At 43.1% G+C, this 15,163-nt stretch carries 15 protein-coding genes; 10 read left to right on the top strand and 5 right to left on the bottom strand.

What is annotated here, in order from left to right; genetic code table 11:
• Position 1: 1 nt before the first annotated feature.
• Positions 2-1,021: a Gfo/Idh/MocA family oxidoreductase gene (locus MHB54_RS26250; protein WP_023988834.1), complete on the bottom strand. Its 1,020-nt coding sequence runs from the start codon at positions 1,019-1,021 to the stop codon at positions 2-4.
• A gap of 181 nt (positions 1,022-1,202) precedes the next feature.
• Here MHB54_RS26250 and MHB54_RS26245 point away from each other — a divergent pair, with 181 nt between their 5' ends.
• Complete coding sequence (locus MHB54_RS26245; protein ID WP_023988835.1) at positions 1,203-2,069, top strand: MurR/RpiR family transcriptional regulator; 867 nt, start codon at positions 1,203-1,205, stop codon at positions 2,067-2,069.
• A gap of 78 nt (positions 2,070-2,147) precedes the next feature.
• Here MHB54_RS26245 and MHB54_RS26240 read toward each other — a convergent pair whose 3' ends face one another.
• Positions 2,148-3,275: an NAD(P)/FAD-dependent oxidoreductase gene (locus MHB54_RS26240; RefSeq protein WP_068938801.1), complete on the bottom strand. Its 1,128-nt coding sequence runs from the start codon at positions 3,273-3,275 to the stop codon at positions 2,148-2,150.
• Positions 3,276-3,424: 149 nt separating this feature from the next.
• Between MHB54_RS26240 and MHB54_RS26235 the strand changes: the two genes are divergently transcribed.
• The 7 genes from MHB54_RS26235 to MHB54_RS26205 all read left to right on the top strand — a co-directional run bounded on the left by MHB54_RS26235 (position 3,425) and on the right by MHB54_RS26205 (position 9,168).
• Complete coding sequence (locus tag MHB54_RS26235) at positions 3,425-4,132, top strand: lantibiotic protection ABC transporter ATP-binding protein (RefSeq protein WP_068938799.1); 708 nt, start codon at positions 3,425-3,427, stop codon at positions 4,130-4,132.
• A gap of 1 nt (position 4,133) precedes the next feature.
• Positions 4,134-4,865, top strand: coding sequence for a lantibiotic immunity ABC transporter MutE/EpiE family permease subunit (locus tag MHB54_RS26230; RefSeq protein ID WP_068938793.1), 732 nt, complete (start codon positions 4,134-4,136; stop codon positions 4,863-4,865).
• A 1-nt stretch (position 4,866) separates the two neighbouring features.
• Positions 4,867-5,625, top strand: a complete 759-nt coding sequence (locus tag MHB54_RS26225) for a lantibiotic immunity ABC transporter MutG family permease subunit (protein ID WP_068938791.1) — start codon at positions 4,867-4,869, stop codon at positions 5,623-5,625.
• 37 nt (positions 5,626-5,662) lie between these two features.
• Positions 5,663-6,322, top strand: a complete 660-nt coding sequence (locus tag MHB54_RS26220) for a response regulator transcription factor (protein ID WP_068938789.1) — start codon at positions 5,663-5,665, stop codon at positions 6,320-6,322.
• Positions 6,313-7,710 (top strand): HAMP domain-containing sensor histidine kinase, encoded by a 1,398-nt coding sequence (locus MHB54_RS26215; RefSeq protein WP_069080638.1) that lies wholly within the window; start codon positions 6,313-6,315, stop codon positions 7,708-7,710. The genes MHB54_RS26220 and MHB54_RS26215 overlap by 10 nt, the downstream gene beginning before the upstream one ends.
• A gap of 193 nt (positions 7,711-7,903) precedes the next feature.
• A complete protein-coding gene (locus MHB54_RS26210) occupies positions 7,904-8,092 on the top strand; it encodes a hypothetical protein (RefSeq protein WP_264453730.1) in 189 nt (62 codons plus the stop codon).
• A gap of 113 nt (positions 8,093-8,205) precedes the next feature.
• On the top strand, positions 8,206-9,168 hold the full coding sequence (locus tag MHB54_RS26205) for an aldo/keto reductase (RefSeq protein WP_264453729.1): 963 nt from the start codon (positions 8,206-8,208) through the stop codon (positions 9,166-9,168).
• Between the two features lie 86 nt (positions 9,169-9,254).
• Here MHB54_RS26205 and MHB54_RS26200 read toward each other — a convergent pair whose 3' ends face one another.
• A complete protein-coding gene (locus tag MHB54_RS26200; RefSeq protein ID WP_264453728.1) occupies positions 9,255-11,306 on the bottom strand; it encodes a stalk domain-containing protein in 2,052 nt (683 codons plus the stop codon).
• A gap of 507 nt (positions 11,307-11,813) precedes the next feature.
• Here MHB54_RS26200 and MHB54_RS26195 point away from each other — a divergent pair.
• Positions 11,814-12,143, top strand: a complete 330-nt coding sequence (locus MHB54_RS26195; protein ID WP_023988844.1) for a DUF3817 domain-containing protein — start codon at positions 11,814-11,816, stop codon at positions 12,141-12,143.
• 207 nt (positions 12,144-12,350) lie between these two features.
• Here the strand turns inward: MHB54_RS26195 and MHB54_RS26190 are convergent, their stop codons facing one another.
• Together MHB54_RS26190 and MHB54_RS26185 are read right to left on the bottom strand one after the other, a co-directional pair.
• The gene (locus MHB54_RS26190) at positions 12,351-12,602 is read right to left on the bottom strand and encodes a YolD-like family protein (protein ID WP_023988845.1); all 252 of its coding nucleotides are present in this window, start codon (positions 12,600-12,602) and stop codon (positions 12,351-12,353) included.
• A 202-nt stretch (positions 12,603-12,804) separates the two neighbouring features.
• Positions 12,805-13,374, bottom strand: coding sequence for a TetR/AcrR family transcriptional regulator (locus MHB54_RS26185; RefSeq protein ID WP_264453727.1), 570 nt, complete (start codon positions 13,372-13,374; stop codon positions 12,805-12,807).
• A 126-nt stretch (positions 13,375-13,500) separates the two neighbouring features.
• Between MHB54_RS26185 and MHB54_RS26180 the strand changes: the two genes are divergently transcribed.
• Complete coding sequence (locus tag MHB54_RS26180; protein WP_023988847.1) at positions 13,501-14,973, top strand: DHA2 family efflux MFS transporter permease subunit; 1,473 nt, start codon at positions 13,501-13,503, stop codon at positions 14,971-14,973.
• Positions 14,974-15,163: the final 190 nt, after the last annotated feature.

Below are 15,163 nucleotides of genomic sequence, written 5' to 3'. Positions count from 1 at the left end.
TTTAGTTGCACTCCTCTATACCTTTTTCAAGTATTTCCATACAAATTATCGTTTCTTCGTCTTTAATCACTTTTTCTTTACCAAATACGATCGACTGATAAATATCGTCATACACTCGGGCATAGTCTCCCTTTTCAGAAACGACTTTTTCTTCATGATACTCGCCTTTATCATCCAAATATGTTAAGATGCCGTAATGCTCGGGCAGGTCGATGCCGAAATCGGCGTGTCCCTTAGGCAGATAGTATAATTTCAGATGCTCCTCCTGACGATCCTTCGTTTGCTTTATAAAAACGCCTTTTTTGCCGTATACAACAAAACTCGGCCGCTCTTTTAAGCGAAAAAAGCTGGATTTGATGGATACCTTGAGCGAGGGATAATAAAAATCCAGATCAAAGTAATCATTCATTCTCCCAGAACCCAGCAATTGACGAACATCGTAACGAATTGTGTCCGGCTTCCCAAAATAGGAAAGAACCTGGTCAATGGTATGAACGCCATGTCCGTATAGGTAACTGTTATACTTGGAAAAATGAGAAGTGGAGTTCGGGATCTCAGGGCGATAATAATCGTAATGCATCTCCACTTCCAGCAAATCTCCAAGTTTTCCTGATTCAATAATCTTCTGGGTAGTGAGGAAATCCGAGTCGTAACGTCTATTCTGATAGCATTGTACAACCAGATTTTTCTCTTTAGCATATTGGAAGATCGACATGGCTTCTTCTTTGGTTAACGTAAAAGGTTTCTCAACAAGTACATTTTTCCCGTGGTCAAGCGCCATTTTCGCATAGTCGTAGTGGGATTCTACAGGTGTACAGATAACAATCAACTGAATCTCCTTATCGTTCATTAGAGATTCAATATTATCTGTATACTGCACGTCAGGGACTTTTTTCCACTCCCCTTTATCTGGATTACGTGCGTATATCGTCTTCACTTTCAAATCAGCTCTGTTCAATGAAAAAGGAAGATGATAACGGTTCGTGCTTTTCCCATTTCCAATATAACCGATGGTAAGCATATTATTTCCCCCTTAGGCTCTTTTTCATTTATTATAGAAGAAGAATGTTGATCGTAAAGGATTTGCCGCCAAAATGGTACATTCAACCGATTATTTGTCAACATGGCGGGTTGTTTTTAAACAAAATGTTTATTTTATATCCTTTATCAAACGTTATTTCAATTGAACCGGAGTGAACCTGTTGAAAATATTGATGCAATTATCCGAAATGCAAAACTTTACACCAAACGAAAAAAGCATTGCATCCTATATTTTGCTTCATAAGGAAAGTATCCTGCACTTAAATATTCAGGAGCTTGCAAAGGCAACATATACTTCGCATTCCGCGATTAATCGATTAACACATAAACTTGGGCTATCTGGTTTCAAGGAGTTCATAATCAAACTTGCTCGGGAATTTCAGCAGAATACCCAGAACATTTCCAATGTAGACCCCAACTATCCTTTCGGTTTTGATGAATCCCCACTTCAAGTAGCGAAAGAAATTGCAGAATTAATGAAAGAAACGATTGAAAAAAACTTTACATTCATGGATGATGATTTATTGTCGCAAACAGCCCTACTGCTGGATCAAGCGAAAAGAATCTTTATATATGCGTTAGGTGATTCACAAATCCGTGCGAAAAGTTTCCAAAATAAATTGGTAAAAATAAACAAGTATGTGTTTATAGCCACGGAGCTGTCTGAGTGGGCTTACCATACGGCTAATCTTACGACACAGGATTGCGCTGTTTTTTTAACTTACCACGGAAAGTCGCCGATTTTTTTAAAAGCAGCACGGCATTTCGCACATGAAAATATCCCTTTTATCACAATTACAGCAACCAATCAAAGCGAATTGGCCAAACTCAGTAATATCTGTATCCAGGTGCCTAATGACGAAGTAAAACATGCCAAGATTGGTACATTTTCATCGCAGATTGCCTTTGACTATGTATTAAATGTGATCTATTCCTGTATCTATAAAATCGACTACTTGAAAAACATGCAAACCACAACACAATCGTTAAAAAATTCGCATCTCAATGACATGATGAATGACGTATAGAATGAATATAGCACTAAAACAAAAAGTCGCCAGTATGGCGACTTCATAAGCATATATATTGTTGTCTCCGGTCAAGGATCAACTTTCATCTATTGCTTTTCGAATATCATAATCATTGATATCGATATCTAAATTCATTCCAAGTGCCAACTTTGCCAGCTGATTTCCAATAAAGGGGCCCATGGTCAACCCGGATGCTCCAAGCCCATTTGCCGCTATAAGACCATCCCAGCCTGGAACAGCTCCGATCACTGGTAGAAACCCGGGTGTAAAAGGACGGAAACCAACTCTTACCTCCTGAAAAGTGCTGTTTGCTAAATCAGGGGCCAATTCTAAACCTTTATCCAGAATTTCCTGCATCCCACCTGCTGTTACTCTCGTATCGTAACCTTCGATTTCATTTTCGTGAGTCGCCCCTATTACGATCTTCTGTTTATCAAAAGCCAGCAGATATTGATCAGAAGGCGGTATGACTACAGGCCAAGTGCCTGTGTCTTGCCTATTAGAAACCTGCAAATGCATAATTTGTGCTTTTTGATAACTAACCTTAAAATGAATGCCCAAAGGCAACAGTAGTTGATTTGCCCATGCACCTGCACAAACAATGACCTTGTCAGACGAGAAGCTTTGTGCACCGACCACTACTCCCGTTACATGGTCGGACTCATATTGAAGCGTAGCATTTCCTTGTATAAGGACCGCCCCGTTTTTTTGTGCTGATCGGACCAACGCATCCCGCAGCGCACGCCCATCTATTCGGGCGGCACCGCTAATATGAACAGAATGATAACCTTCTACTAACAAAGGAAACCGTTCATGGGTTTCTTTTTCATTTAGCCGGGTAATTTCACCGATTTCCGGTGCATCCGCTTGTCGTAAGTGTGCCCGCTCCTCCATTTTTTTGATTTTCTCCAAATCATCATGAATACTGAGAGCCCCCACTTGAGCATAGCCAGTTTCTGTTTCTCCCTCGCTTTTGAGTTCTTCAATCAACCCAGGGTAAAAACGCGCTCCCGCTTTGGCTAGTTGGTACCAAGCCTGATTGCGTCGCTGTGATAGCCAGGGACAGATAATGCCAGCAGCGGCATCAGTAGCCTGTCCTTTATCTTTACGATCTACAATAATGACATTAGCACCCATTTTTGCTAGATGGTATGCTGTCGATGCCCCCAGAATTCCTGATCCGATTACGATGACCTTCTTCATGATTACATCCCTTTCCTAAATCACTGTATCCATTATAGCGAATAGTGCATGAATGCATAAAGTTTGAAATTAATATTTTAAATCCTTATAAAGTTCTTAGAATTGATCTTTAAAGTAGTTGTCAGAACAAATGAAAAGGATGAACTGATATGGATAACATTATTTTACAGACTAAAAATCTCTGCAAAACCTTCGGACGACAACAGGCGGTGAACAACGTCACACTGTCTATTCAGGAGAATTCCGTCTATGGACTACTTGGCCCAAATGGGGCTGGAAAATCAACCACCTTGAAAATGTTAACCGGTATGCTACGCCCGACATCCGGTGAGATTTTATTTCAAGGAAAACCCTGGTCCCGAAAAGATCTTGCTCAGATCGGCGCACTGATCGAATCCCCTCCACTCTATGAAAATTTGACAGCTAGAGAGAACCTCAAAGTTCGTACAACGTTGCTGGGATTGCCTGATTCGCAGATTGATGAAGTGCTGAACATTGTTGATTTGACCCATACCGGGAAAAAGCGCTCGGGCCAGTTCTCGATGGGTATGAAACAGCGGCTGGGCATTGCCATTGCTCTCCTCAATCATCCCAAGCTATTGATCTTAGATGAGCCAACCAACGGACTAGACCCCATTGGTATTCAGGAGCAACGCGAGTTGATTCGCTCCTTCCCAAAGCAAGGAATTACCGTAATTCTTTCCAGCCATATTTTATCCGAAGTCGAACAAATCGTTGACCATGTCGGTATCATTGCCGGCGGCGTATTAGCTTATCAAGAGGCGGTCACTCCAGGACAAAGCCTGGAATCGTTGTTCATGCAGATTGCACAGGAATACCGAAAAGGGGATGAGTAGGATGCAGCAATATATAGCCGCCGAACATCTAAAATTAAAGCGTACCTTCACAAAAAAGTTGGTCTGGCTTGCCCCCATCGCTACTCTTCTTCTGTGTACCGTACTCATGGGGGGACGTATGCTCCAAAGCGCCAGCTACAATTGGTGGTATTTCATGCTGCTGCCAGGTGCCCTCACCTTAATGTGCTCAGGAGTGATCCAAAAGGATTGCAAGAAGCTGAAATACCGTGCTGTCCTCGGCATGGCTGTAGATTTGGCTCAGGTATGGTACGGTAAAATCGGGGTTTGCGTAAGACTCTTAATGGTTTCCTTTATTGTCCTATTTATAGGGATAACTCTTGGCGGATTCGTATTCTCAACTTCTGTGACACTAGCAGGAAGCGTTGCTGCAACTCTAATCCTCTTCATCACCTTTTTGTGGCAAGTTCCACTTTGCCTGTTCCTGACGGACCGAATAGGCATGTTTGCCACTCTAATTATTAATATGCTGGGCAACGTATCCTGCACCATTTTGTTCGCTACGTCCTCTGTGTGGTGGGCGGTCCCTTATGCTATTCCAGCCCGATTAATGTGCGCCGTCATTAAAGTGCTACCTAATGGGCTTGCCGTTCCTTCAGGAGATCCGCTTTTGGATAAAGGCGTGATTGTGCCCGGCCTAGTGATCACAATCTGCCTGTTTATAATTCTGTCGATACTGACGGCGATGTCCTTCCGCAAGCGGGAGGCTAAATAAGATGATTTCTTTTTTCCGCTATCTGAAATCCGATGTGCTTAAACTTAGAAGGCAGCCCTTACTGCTTGTGCAGCTGTTTGTGCCGCTTTTAGGCATAGCAATCTTTCTAGCCTATTATTCCTTTACTCCGTATTCACCGATTTCAAAGGTGGACGGCTATTTGCAGGTCTTGGCCGTGGTTCTTCCTACCATGATTGGTATTGTCTGCTCCATTGCTGTTGAGCAGGAGGCAGTCGCTGGCAATTTCCAGCAGCTATTGATCTCGCCAGTGAAGCTACTACCTTTCCTGAGCAAGCTCAGCCTGCTCCTGATCTTGGGATTTGGCAGTGTGCTGCTTGCCTCCGGTGGCTTTGGGGCTGGCTATATATATCTTATGAGAGAGTCACCGTATGGCTTGAAGTTTTATGTGTTGGCTGCCTGCATTCTGTTTATGTCCAGTGTATTCCTCTATTTTCTGCATTTTTTCATTAGTTTGCGGTTCGGCAAGGGAGCTTCCATCGGTCTAGGCATTATGGAGAGTCTATTGTCCGCTTTGCTTCTTACAGGGCTGGGTGATCATAATTGGATATTCATCCCCTCTGCTTGGACTGCCCGGTTCATCACGATCTGGGTGCAATACGGTATAAACTCAGCAGTATCTATTCCTGAAGCTATACGGCTTGATTCGGGAGTCAGATATTGCGTAGTAGGGACCGTAGTCATCATGGTATTATTAGGATTATGGATTTGTCGTTGGGAAGGACACAATTCGTCGGAATAAAGACTAGAGTAAAGAAAGCAAGGGAAGTGAATTAAGCATGGCAAACTTGTTGGCCGTTGATGATGAACCCGCCGTTTTGGCACTCCTTCAAAATATTTTGCAGAAAGATGGCCATGTTGTCACGGTGGTCTCCGACTCCCCACAGGTTCTCACTATGCAGCTTGGAGCCTTTGACCTCATCCTGCTTGACGTGATGATGCCTACCATGGACGGGTTCACACTCTGTCGGGAAATTCGCAGCAAAATAGACTGCCCGATCCTGTTCCTCACCGCAAAATCCATGGAGAACGATGTGATGTTAGGGCTTGGGGAAGGGGCGGACGATTATATTGTCAAGCCGTTTGGTGCTGGAGAGTTGCGCGCAAGAATCAACGCCCATCTCAGACGGGAGAATCGTGAACGGCGTAATGTATTCTGCATCGGGGAAGTTCATTTCAATCTGTCCGGCAAGGAAATCACCGTTCAGAATGTTGTAGTCCCGTTTACCAAAAGCGAATATGAGATATGTAAGTTTCTAGCCCTGAACTGGGGACAGGTGTTCCCTAAAGAGCAGATTTACGAAGCTGTCTTCGGCTTGGATGGGGACAGCGATTCCGCCACCATCGTGGAGCATATTAAAAATATCCGAGCCAAGCTTGGCAAAGTAGAGGTTTCGCCAGTGGAGACGGTTTGGGGAATCGGGTACCGATGGAAGTAACCAAAGTACAGCAAGCATGCAAGACAACCAAACTACGAACCATTTTTCTGGGTTATTTAGTTATGTTCTGTATCGGGACGATTGCGCTCGCTCTGTTCCTGGTTCTCATCTTCTATGTCCTGATGTCTTGTGGGACCATTCTCCCCGCGAACTATGCTGAGAATCAGGTGCGGGCGGACAAGACAATCATTGAAGCTGGCAAGACCCTACAGCCGGATTCTCGGCAGAAACTGTACAAATACGCATCATTCACTTCGGAAGGCCGCCTCAATGAGGGAAACCTTTCTGAAAAGCAGGCTCAAACTGCTTGGAGTGTTACGCAGCAGAACGATACTGCTTATCAATTTCCCTATAACTATGTAAAAGTCTCACATCATGATAAAGTTACTGTGATGCGCTATTCTGTCTCGGCTCAGTTTGAACTTCCTATCCTGCGTCAATACCTGCCGAACGCGGAATTGTCCTTTTTTGCCGTGTTCTGTATCGCCTTTCTGGGGGGAGGTGCCTTGCTGGCTTCCTCCTTCGGACGAAAGCTGGCACGTAAGATGAGTGGGTTGCAGCAGGCCACCAAACAAATTCAAGCACAGGATCTGGACTTCTCAATCGAATTCAGTGGCGTGATGGAGATCGATCAGGTGCTGCATTCCATGGATAAAATGAAAGAAACTTTAAAGACTTCGCTTCACAAACAGTGGAATCTGGAAAGATCACGTCGCGAGCAAATATCCGCCCTGGCACACGATGTCAAAACACCACTCACTATCGTTCGTGGAAACGTAGAGCTGCTGTCCGAGACCGATCAGTCCGAAGAGCAAAAGAACTATACGGATTATATATCGGAAAGCACCAGGCAGATGGAGCAGTATATTAAGACTCTTATTGAAATTTCAAAAGCGGAAACGCTTGTCACCCTGCGGGCGGAAACGATGGATTCTGACTTCTATTTAACGAAAGTGAAAGATCAAATAATAGCCTTGGCTGCTGTCAAAAAAATATCTGTAGCATTCGCTGCATATAACCTCCCTAAGACGCTGTATGCAGACCCAGTTCTACTTGAGCGCGCCATTATGAATGTTGCTTCTAATGCGGTAGATCAGGCACCTGAGTATAGCGAGATCCAGGTGATCGTAGAATCTGTGGAAGACGGCATTCAGTTCAGCATCTTAGACGAAGGCTCGGGCTTCTCTACAGAAGGTCTCAAACAGGCCGCCGAGCAGTTTTATATGGGTGACTCGTCCAGAAGATTAAGCGGGCATTACGGGATGGGCCTGTATATAACAAAATCCATTGTCAACCTACATGGCGGAAAGCTGATTATTGCCAACTCCACCCAGACAGGCGGCGGACAGGTAAGTATTAAAATTCCACTCAGGTCATTACCGATATGATCGTCAAATTTTTAAAAAAAGATCATCTACTATCTAGGTTAGTTCGATTTCATCAGGCATACGCCTCTTCCTTGTTCTATGCTTAAACGATATAAAACGCTACTGACATTTATATATCAGTAGCGTTTTATCATTTTGCATCGGAATGAAGACACTCCTGACACAACCAATGTCGCTGCAGGAGTTAAGACCTATGATCCAGCTTCAATTAGATGAGAGCAACATATCAAATATTGAATGGTACGATAGGCTTTACGATTACCAAAAAAAGATAGATCAGCAGCTGCAAGAACTTCAAGAAATTAAGGATATGATTGAATTGAAATTGCAAACCGGACAAAAATTTGGCCATAACTTTTTGCCACTTGAGACCCAAACTTAATCTGTTTTCGATTCCTGATCGCTCTGCTTGACCTAGTGTTTACACCAGGTTGTAAGATGTGCATTAGAGTCCTTCCTAGGATTCCACATCATACAAAAGAGGAGCTTATAAACATGAACAATACAATAGCAATAGGAAAAACAGGATTAAAAGCATTTAAACTTGGTTTTGGGGCAGGTGTGGTAGGTAATTCAATGATGTATCCAAAAGTCGATGATACTCTAAGCCGACAATTAATTAGGACTGCCCTTGAAAAAGGGATCAATTTCATTGATACCGCATTTCTGTATGGAATGGGCCACTCTGAGGAGTTAATCGGTGAAGCCATCCGGGATTATGGTGGCCGTGAACATCTTGTAATCTCTACTAAAGCTTCTTCTAACCCCCAATTTAATCAAGGCCATCTGGAAGTCGACAATAGTCCTGTTGCATTACGTAAGGCTGTAGATAACAGCCTGATGAGATTACAGACAGACTATGTTGACATTTTCTTTCTTCATTTTCCCGATAGCCGGACCCCGCTGGCTGAAGCTGCTGACACACTTGCAGAGCTGAAGAAGTCAGGGAAAATCAAAGCCATTGGCGCTTCAAATTTAAGCTTTGAGCAGCTTCAGGCTTTTAATGCTAATAAGCACTTGGATGTTCTTCAAGCTGAATACTCACTACTGGTTCGTCATGCAGAAGCCGACGTTATTCCTTATTGTCTAGAGCACGAAATTTCACTGATTCCTTTTTTCCCGCTCGCATCAGGTCTGTTGGCCGGTAAATATAAGAAGGATGATGTTTTTAATGACACTTCACGAATGAATAATCCTTTATTTCAAAAAGAAGCATTTCTAGCAAACTTGGAACGCGTGGATCGCTTCAAAGCATTCGCGAAAGACAAGGGTGCAGATCCTGCACAGATTGCGCTAGCTTGGCTATTAACGCGTCCAGCCGTTGATCTAATTATTCCAGGTGCAACCAAGCCTGATCAAATCGAGTCCAATCTTCAAACTCTGGGTGTTCGACTAACAAGTGACGAGCTTAAGCAACTCGATATTCTTTTCAATCAAGATAACTTGTTTACAGAGTAACAGTTTGTCATTGTTCTACATACACTTCCTAATACACAAAAAGGGTTCTAAAGTGAATACTCTAGAACCCTTTTTTGCAGAAGCATTTATTTTGTAATCGTAATTTGTTTGGATGCAGTATTATAGTTCACCTGATACCCCGAAAGCTCGCTAATCACTCGTAGTGGAACCAGCGTGTAGCCGTTAACAATAACCGGAGCTGTGATGTTCGTCGAATAACTCCGGGAGTTGTTTAACTCATACACGGCAAGGGTCGAATTCTTGACTTGAAGCACTACTTGTTTGCCATCTGTAGGTCGAGTCAGAATGATCTTTTTGGTCGCCTTTTCATAATTTACCTCGTAACCTATCCGTTCACTGATAAAGCGCAGCGGGACCATCGTCGCCCCATTTATGATTCGCGGAGCCTGAGCCATCGTCGTAGCACGACCATCGACATAAGCTGATTTAGCTCCTGGTGTCAGGGTGAACGAAGTTGAATATGAGGAAACCGCATTGTTAGGGTATGAGGACGTTGTACCAGAAGTTGTTGTTGTAGAACTCGTCCCGGATGATGAACTACTGGTACCAATCGCTCTATTGCGAATAGCTTCTAACCGATCCAGCAAATCGCTTTTACGGGTTCCGCTCGGCAGATCACTGATTGCATCTCTGGCAGAACGCCAGTCCGAGGCATTCAGACTGTTTTCTGCAATTCGCATCAAATCTCTCGCTTTCTCATAATTCGATGAACTAGATGACGAAGAAGAATAGTAACCATCCGAATCCGTGCGTTCTGATATCTTTACACCGCTAGATTCTCTTCCATTACTATTGACAGTCACGACCTTAATCTCATACCAGCGTCCTTCTCGCAAATCCGTGATTTTATAGGACTCAGAGCTTGTAGTTCCCTCATAATCTCCATCAACATATATCTTCACCTTGTCGGCTTTACTCGGCATATCGTAGGTGATTTTGATCCAGGTGTCACTTTTGCTATCTACTTCAAGATTGGACACTTCTGACGAATTGGAGGACGTACTGTCCGTTGTGGCAGTCAGTCTCACACCGGAGGACAATGCACCTGTGCTTCGCTTGGACCTAATCGTGAACGAATAGGCCTGCCCTGAAGAAAGATTGTTGAATGTATAGGATGTTCCTGATGAATCGGTTACCAGTTGCCCGTCCTTATACAGACTGACTGTACTAATTCCGCTGGGTCTCGTCCAGGAAACAGTGACGCTATAGTTATTAACTGATGTCACTGAAGCTCCTGTCACTTCGGGCACGGTATCAACGCTGAGCGCTGAGGTCGTAACCGGAATACTGATTCCTCCAGAGATGTTGCCGGATTTGTCAATAGTCTTGACCAGAACTGTATAATTTGTGGAGGCAATCAATCCACTGAACGTATAGGACGTCCCTGTAGTTCGCTGCACTTCCTTACCATTTAAATAGATGATCGCTTGGCTCAGGTCAGCATCCTTAGGCAATATGTAATTTACGGTAAAAGCGTTATATCCGACATTTGTCGCTGTCAGCCCGCTTACCTCTCCTGGAGGTGTCTTATCTACAGGGACATCAATGGAAGCCGTTTTGGCCTGTACTGTCGTACCTTGTGATTCATCTCCGCTCTTATTCACCGTCTTCACTCGAAAGGTATAAGTCGTATTCGGCTGTAAACCGCTCAACATATAAGAGTTACTTCTAATATTATCTACATACACATCGTTAGTGACACCAACCACTTTTACATGGTCGAAATTAAGGTCCGACGGATTGGTCCAGGACAAATTTACTTTTGTTGTTTCTGTAGGAACCGCTGTCAGATTGCTTACCTCTGCCGGCGCGATATTCGCAGTAACCATTTGGCTCGACATTACTTTTAGCATTTGGTTAAGATAGGTGATCTGACCATAACCTTTTGTTAACGTAGTCACTTTCGTGCCTGAAGTAACCGGCACATGACGACCTTGAGCGGTTGCTAATTTGGTATGTAACTGTGCTGTATTCAGTCCTGTCAGATTTGAGTTATGCCTCTCAGTCGGCAACGCGCTAGCCACTGCATCGGGGGCCAAAATGCCATATCCCGTATTCAAAATCAGTGTAGCCGTTGCGAACGGAGCCATCCATTGACGCAAACGTTTTTTATTCATGATCTATGCTCTCCTTGATACCAGTATGGAAATTTTATTTGTCAAAAATAATAAGTTAAGCTTACAAACCCTTCTGCTGCCATCCAGCTTTTAAAATTCACACTATAATGTACACACGTTCATTTAACTGTTATCGGAATTTGCATACAAAATGTTTAGGCTTCACACTAGCATTTTTACTGATAGGGTCGCGCAAACAACTTGTGCTAAGCCTTCGAACTTGATCAGCTTAGTGTTTTTTCTTACTTCAAGCCATCTTTCTAAGCCCTATTGTTTGTTTCAACAATTTAAACGAAATTACGATCATCGTTTCCGGGCACGCTAAGCTGTGGTACGTTGGAATCAGCGAAATGAAGCATTGATGTGAGATACTTCAGTCATGTGAAAGCTCTGACATAACCTTGGGGTTCAGCTGTAAATATTCGATATATCGTAACTTTCTACCGTTTAATAACATTGCATTATAGGATATATTAAATTTTAAGCAATAGGAGAAGGAGGTGTATTATGTTCAAAAATGCCTTTAAGATGTTTGGTGTCATTGGTAATATTGAAGCGATTTCATATCTACTGCTTGTGTGTATCGCTATGCCGCTTAAATACGCAGCTGGAATGCCGCAAATGGTAAGCTGGGTGGGTATGATCCATGGGGTACTGTTCGTGGCTTATGTCATAGCTACTGTGGTCATGCTGATTCTGCGGAAAATAACGCTACTGCAAAGTCTTGCAGCCTTGATTGCATCGCTGTTGCCGTTTGGCCCCTTCATTTTTGATCGTAAGGTGCTTAAGAAAGCCGAAGCACGTGCCAGTCATACCAGCCCGATAAAAGCTACATAAGCATGTACAAGGGAAAGTGCCAACACAATAACGCGGCTTTCTCTTCCCACTCATGCAGCAGTATACAAAAACAACCGATGGCTCTAAACCACTCGGTTGTTTTTGTATACGCGAATTGTAAATTGTTACTTTCCCACAGCAGTAAGGGAGACCCTAACTTTGTCATTCTTTTCGTCCCTTTCTGCTATATTTATGTAATCACAACAACTAATCTCTCGGGTAATTTACACTCATAATATCCATAAAAGGAACTTTTTCTGTTTCTCCATTACTCTCCACATGAACCTTTCCCGTTCTCGGGTCCATTTTAACGATCTGTCCGCGGGTTGTTTCTTGGCGTCCCCATACGGTCAATACGATTTCGGATTGCTCACGTTGTGCTTCTACAAGCTGATTCCCGATTTCCTCCAGTACAAATTCATCCCGAGTAGGCCGTTTGGCTACCTTCGCTTTTGCCATTTGCTATCACCCTTCCTTTCGTGCAAAATCAAAATCAAATTCATTCCATTTTACCATACTTTTCATCATTTGGTGCTGGTAATGTGAGTAAAATTACGTCTCAGAACCACTAAAAAGCCAAGTTCTCAAAAACGAGAACATCGGCTTTTTAAAGTTGCTTGTTGGAGCTCATTAGGAGCGATTGAAAATCGAAGAGACAGGATTATTTGACCAACTGTGGAATGTAATCCACGATATTATAAATAGGAGCACTGCTCTGTTGCGTAACAGCCAAAATCAATGCACCTTCGAGCATCGAAATGATAAGTACCGCCAGACTGTGTGCCTTTTCCTCTGTCCAGCCCGATTTCTGAAGACATTCCATATAAATGCGCTGCCAATCTGCAAATGTATTCACACAAGCATGACGTAGCGATTCGCTAATACAGGAAGTTTCCGCAGCAGCCCAGAAGCCAATCGGCATGAAGTCGTTAAAGCCGGTACGGTCTGCCTCCTCAGCTGTATTACGAATAAAATTCTGAATGGCTAGTACAGGATTATCGTTTTCGTCCAGTGTCTGTTTTAATTTTTGCTTAATAAATTCATTCCCTCTTCTTATGCACTCCAAAGCTAATTCTTCTTTACCACGCGGAAAATAATAATAAAGTGAGCCCTTCGGTGATCCACTCTCCGCAAGAATCTGATTCAGTCCAGTTGCGTGATACCCCTGATGAAAAAAGAGCTTCGATGCGGTTTGTACGATATTCTCGTATGATTCAGGTTTAGCAGCCATATACAGCATCCTTCATTATATATTATTTATAATTTACTTTGACAAAAAAATAACAACATGTTTATTATATATAGACCGATCGTTATAATTCAATACCCATTAATTTATTGGAGGAACAAAAACAACATGAGTACAAAGAGTCAAACGAGTTCACCCTCTGAACCCAAAACGTTCAAGGTGCTACCTATTATGATTGCCCTGCTCCTTAGTGGCTTTATTGGAATGTTCAGTGAAACGGCACTTAACATTGCACTGAATGATTTGATGCAGATTTTGCATATTACAACTGCAACAGCCCAATGGCTGACGACCGCTTACCTGCTGACACTCGGTATTTTAGTACCTGTATCGGGATTGCTGATTCAAACCTTTACGACAAGACAGCTGTTTGTTACATCGTTGCTGTTCTCAATAGCTGGTTGCCTCGTTGCTGCACTTTCACCTACTTTTTCAGTGCTATTGATCGCTCGTATTCTTCAGGCCATTGGTACAGCGCTGTTATTGCCGTTGATGTTTAACACCATCTTGATCATTTTCCCGGCTGAAAAGAGAGGCGCGGCTATGGGGATCATCGGATTGGTAATTATGTTTGCACCTGCGGTGGGACCTACCATTGCAGGACTGGTACTGCAAAATCTGTCTTGGCACTGGATCTTCTGGATTTCTCTTCCGTTTTTGGTTCTCTCGCTGATTTGCGGTATTTTATTTATGCAAAACGTTTCAAAAACGACCAAGCCCAAAATTGATCTTTTATCTATCCTCCTGTCTTCCATTGGCTTCGGCGGTGTCGTGTTTGGTTTCAGTAAATCTGGAGAAGGTGGCGAAGGTTGGGCTAGCCCGATGGTTCTACTTCCTGTGATCGTCGGTCTGGTATCGTTGATACTGTTCTCTGTACGTCAATTGAAAATGAAGCAGCCAATGTTGAATTTGCGTGTGTTTAAATATCCAATGTTCGTTATCGGCGTTATTATGGTGTTCCTATGTATGATGACGATCCTTTCTACGATGCTGATTCTTCCACTCTTTTTGCAAAAAGGGCTGGCTCTGTCTGCTCTAGCAGCAGGTTTGGTACTTCTGCCTGGTGGGATTATCAACGGTCTCTTGTCTCCCATTATGGGCTCCCTATTCGATAAATTTGGTCCCAAATGGCTTGTTATTCCAGGCCTTGTGATTGTGGCCGCTGTTTTGTTTTTCCTGTCCGGCATTACAACAACTTCAACTCTCGTACTCATTATTGTGCTTCATAGTTGCTTGATGATCGGCATTTCCATGATTATGATGCCAGCTCAGACAAACGGCCTAAACCAGCTCCCTATGGATCTATACCCAGACGGAACGGCCATTATGAGCACGCTCCAACAAGTTGCTGGTGCTATCGGTACAGCCGTAGCGGTAAGCATTCTCTCGAAAGGCATGGACAGCTATTTGAGCCAATCCAGTATGCCTGAATCCGTAAATGAAATGGCTAATGCCATGGCAATCGGATCACAAAATTCATTTTTCTTTGCGATGATCATCAGTGTGATCGGGTTGATCCTTGCGTTTTTCATCCGTAGAGTTCATGTTGAACATGGCACTGCCAAAGCACCCATGCATTAATTCATAAATTTTTAGCCATTCCAAATTAAACATTTCTAAATACACTTAAAGGCTGCTAACCATCTCACTATTGGTTATGCAGCCTTTTTTAATATGAATTTAAATACACATTCATCAATTACATATTTACAAAGCTCCTTCATTTGGTTACGATATGATTTATGTATTAAAGCGTAAAAATTACGATTAC

Source organism: Paenibacillus sp. FSL M7-0802 (assembly GCF_038004945.1).
In the GTDB taxonomy this organism is placed as follows: domain Bacteria; phylum Bacillota; class Bacilli; order Paenibacillales; family Paenibacillaceae; genus Paenibacillus; species Paenibacillus polymyxa_B.
This window is presented reverse-complemented; position numbering and strand designations above follow the sequence as displayed.

What these genes read in the sequence shown, in the direction of transcription:
- MHB54_RS26210 (WP_264453730.1), top strand. Translation starts at nt 7,904, where the DNA reads ATGATCCAGCTTCAATTAGATGAGAGCAACATATCAAATATTGAATGG.
- MHB54_RS26240 (WP_068938801.1), bottom strand. Translation starts at nt 3,275, where the DNA reads ATGAAGAAGGTCATCGTAATCGGATCAGGAATTCTGGGGGCATCGACA.
- MHB54_RS26225 (WP_068938791.1), top strand. Translation starts at nt 4,867, where the DNA reads ATGATTTCTTTTTTCCGCTATCTGAAATCCGATGTGCTTAAACTTAGA.
- MHB54_RS26230 (WP_068938793.1), top strand. Translation starts at nt 4,134, where the DNA reads ATGCAGCAATATATAGCCGCCGAACATCTAAAATTAAAGCGTACCTTC.
- MHB54_RS26235 (WP_068938799.1), top strand. Translation starts at nt 3,425, where the DNA reads ATGGATAACATTATTTTACAGACTAAAAATCTCTGCAAAACCTTCGGA.
- MHB54_RS26200 (WP_264453728.1), bottom strand. Translation starts at nt 11,306, where the DNA reads ATGAATAAAAAACGTTTGCGTCAATGGATGGCTCCGTTCGCAACGGCT.
- MHB54_RS26250 (WP_023988834.1), bottom strand. Translation starts at nt 1,021, where the DNA reads ATGCTTACCATCGGTTATATTGGAAATGGGAAAAGCACGAACCGTTAT.
- MHB54_RS26185 (WP_264453727.1), bottom strand. Translation starts at nt 13,374, where the DNA reads ATGGCTGCTAAACCTGAATCATACGAGAATATCGTACAAACCGCATCG.
- MHB54_RS26195 (WP_023988844.1), top strand. Translation starts at nt 11,814, where the DNA reads ATGTTCAAAAATGCCTTTAAGATGTTTGGTGTCATTGGTAATATTGAA.
- MHB54_RS26190 (WP_023988845.1), bottom strand. Translation starts at nt 12,602, where the DNA reads ATGGCAAAAGCGAAGGTAGCCAAACGGCCTACTCGGGATGAATTTGTA.
- MHB54_RS26180 (WP_023988847.1), top strand. Translation starts at nt 13,501, where the DNA reads ATGAGTACAAAGAGTCAAACGAGTTCACCCTCTGAACCCAAAACGTTC.
- MHB54_RS26215 (WP_069080638.1), top strand. Translation starts at nt 6,313, where the DNA reads ATGGAAGTAACCAAAGTACAGCAAGCATGCAAGACAACCAAACTACGA.
- MHB54_RS26220 (WP_068938789.1), top strand. Translation starts at nt 5,663, where the DNA reads ATGGCAAACTTGTTGGCCGTTGATGATGAACCCGCCGTTTTGGCACTC.
- MHB54_RS26205 (WP_264453729.1), top strand. Translation starts at nt 8,206, where the DNA reads ATGAACAATACAATAGCAATAGGAAAAACAGGATTAAAAGCATTTAAA.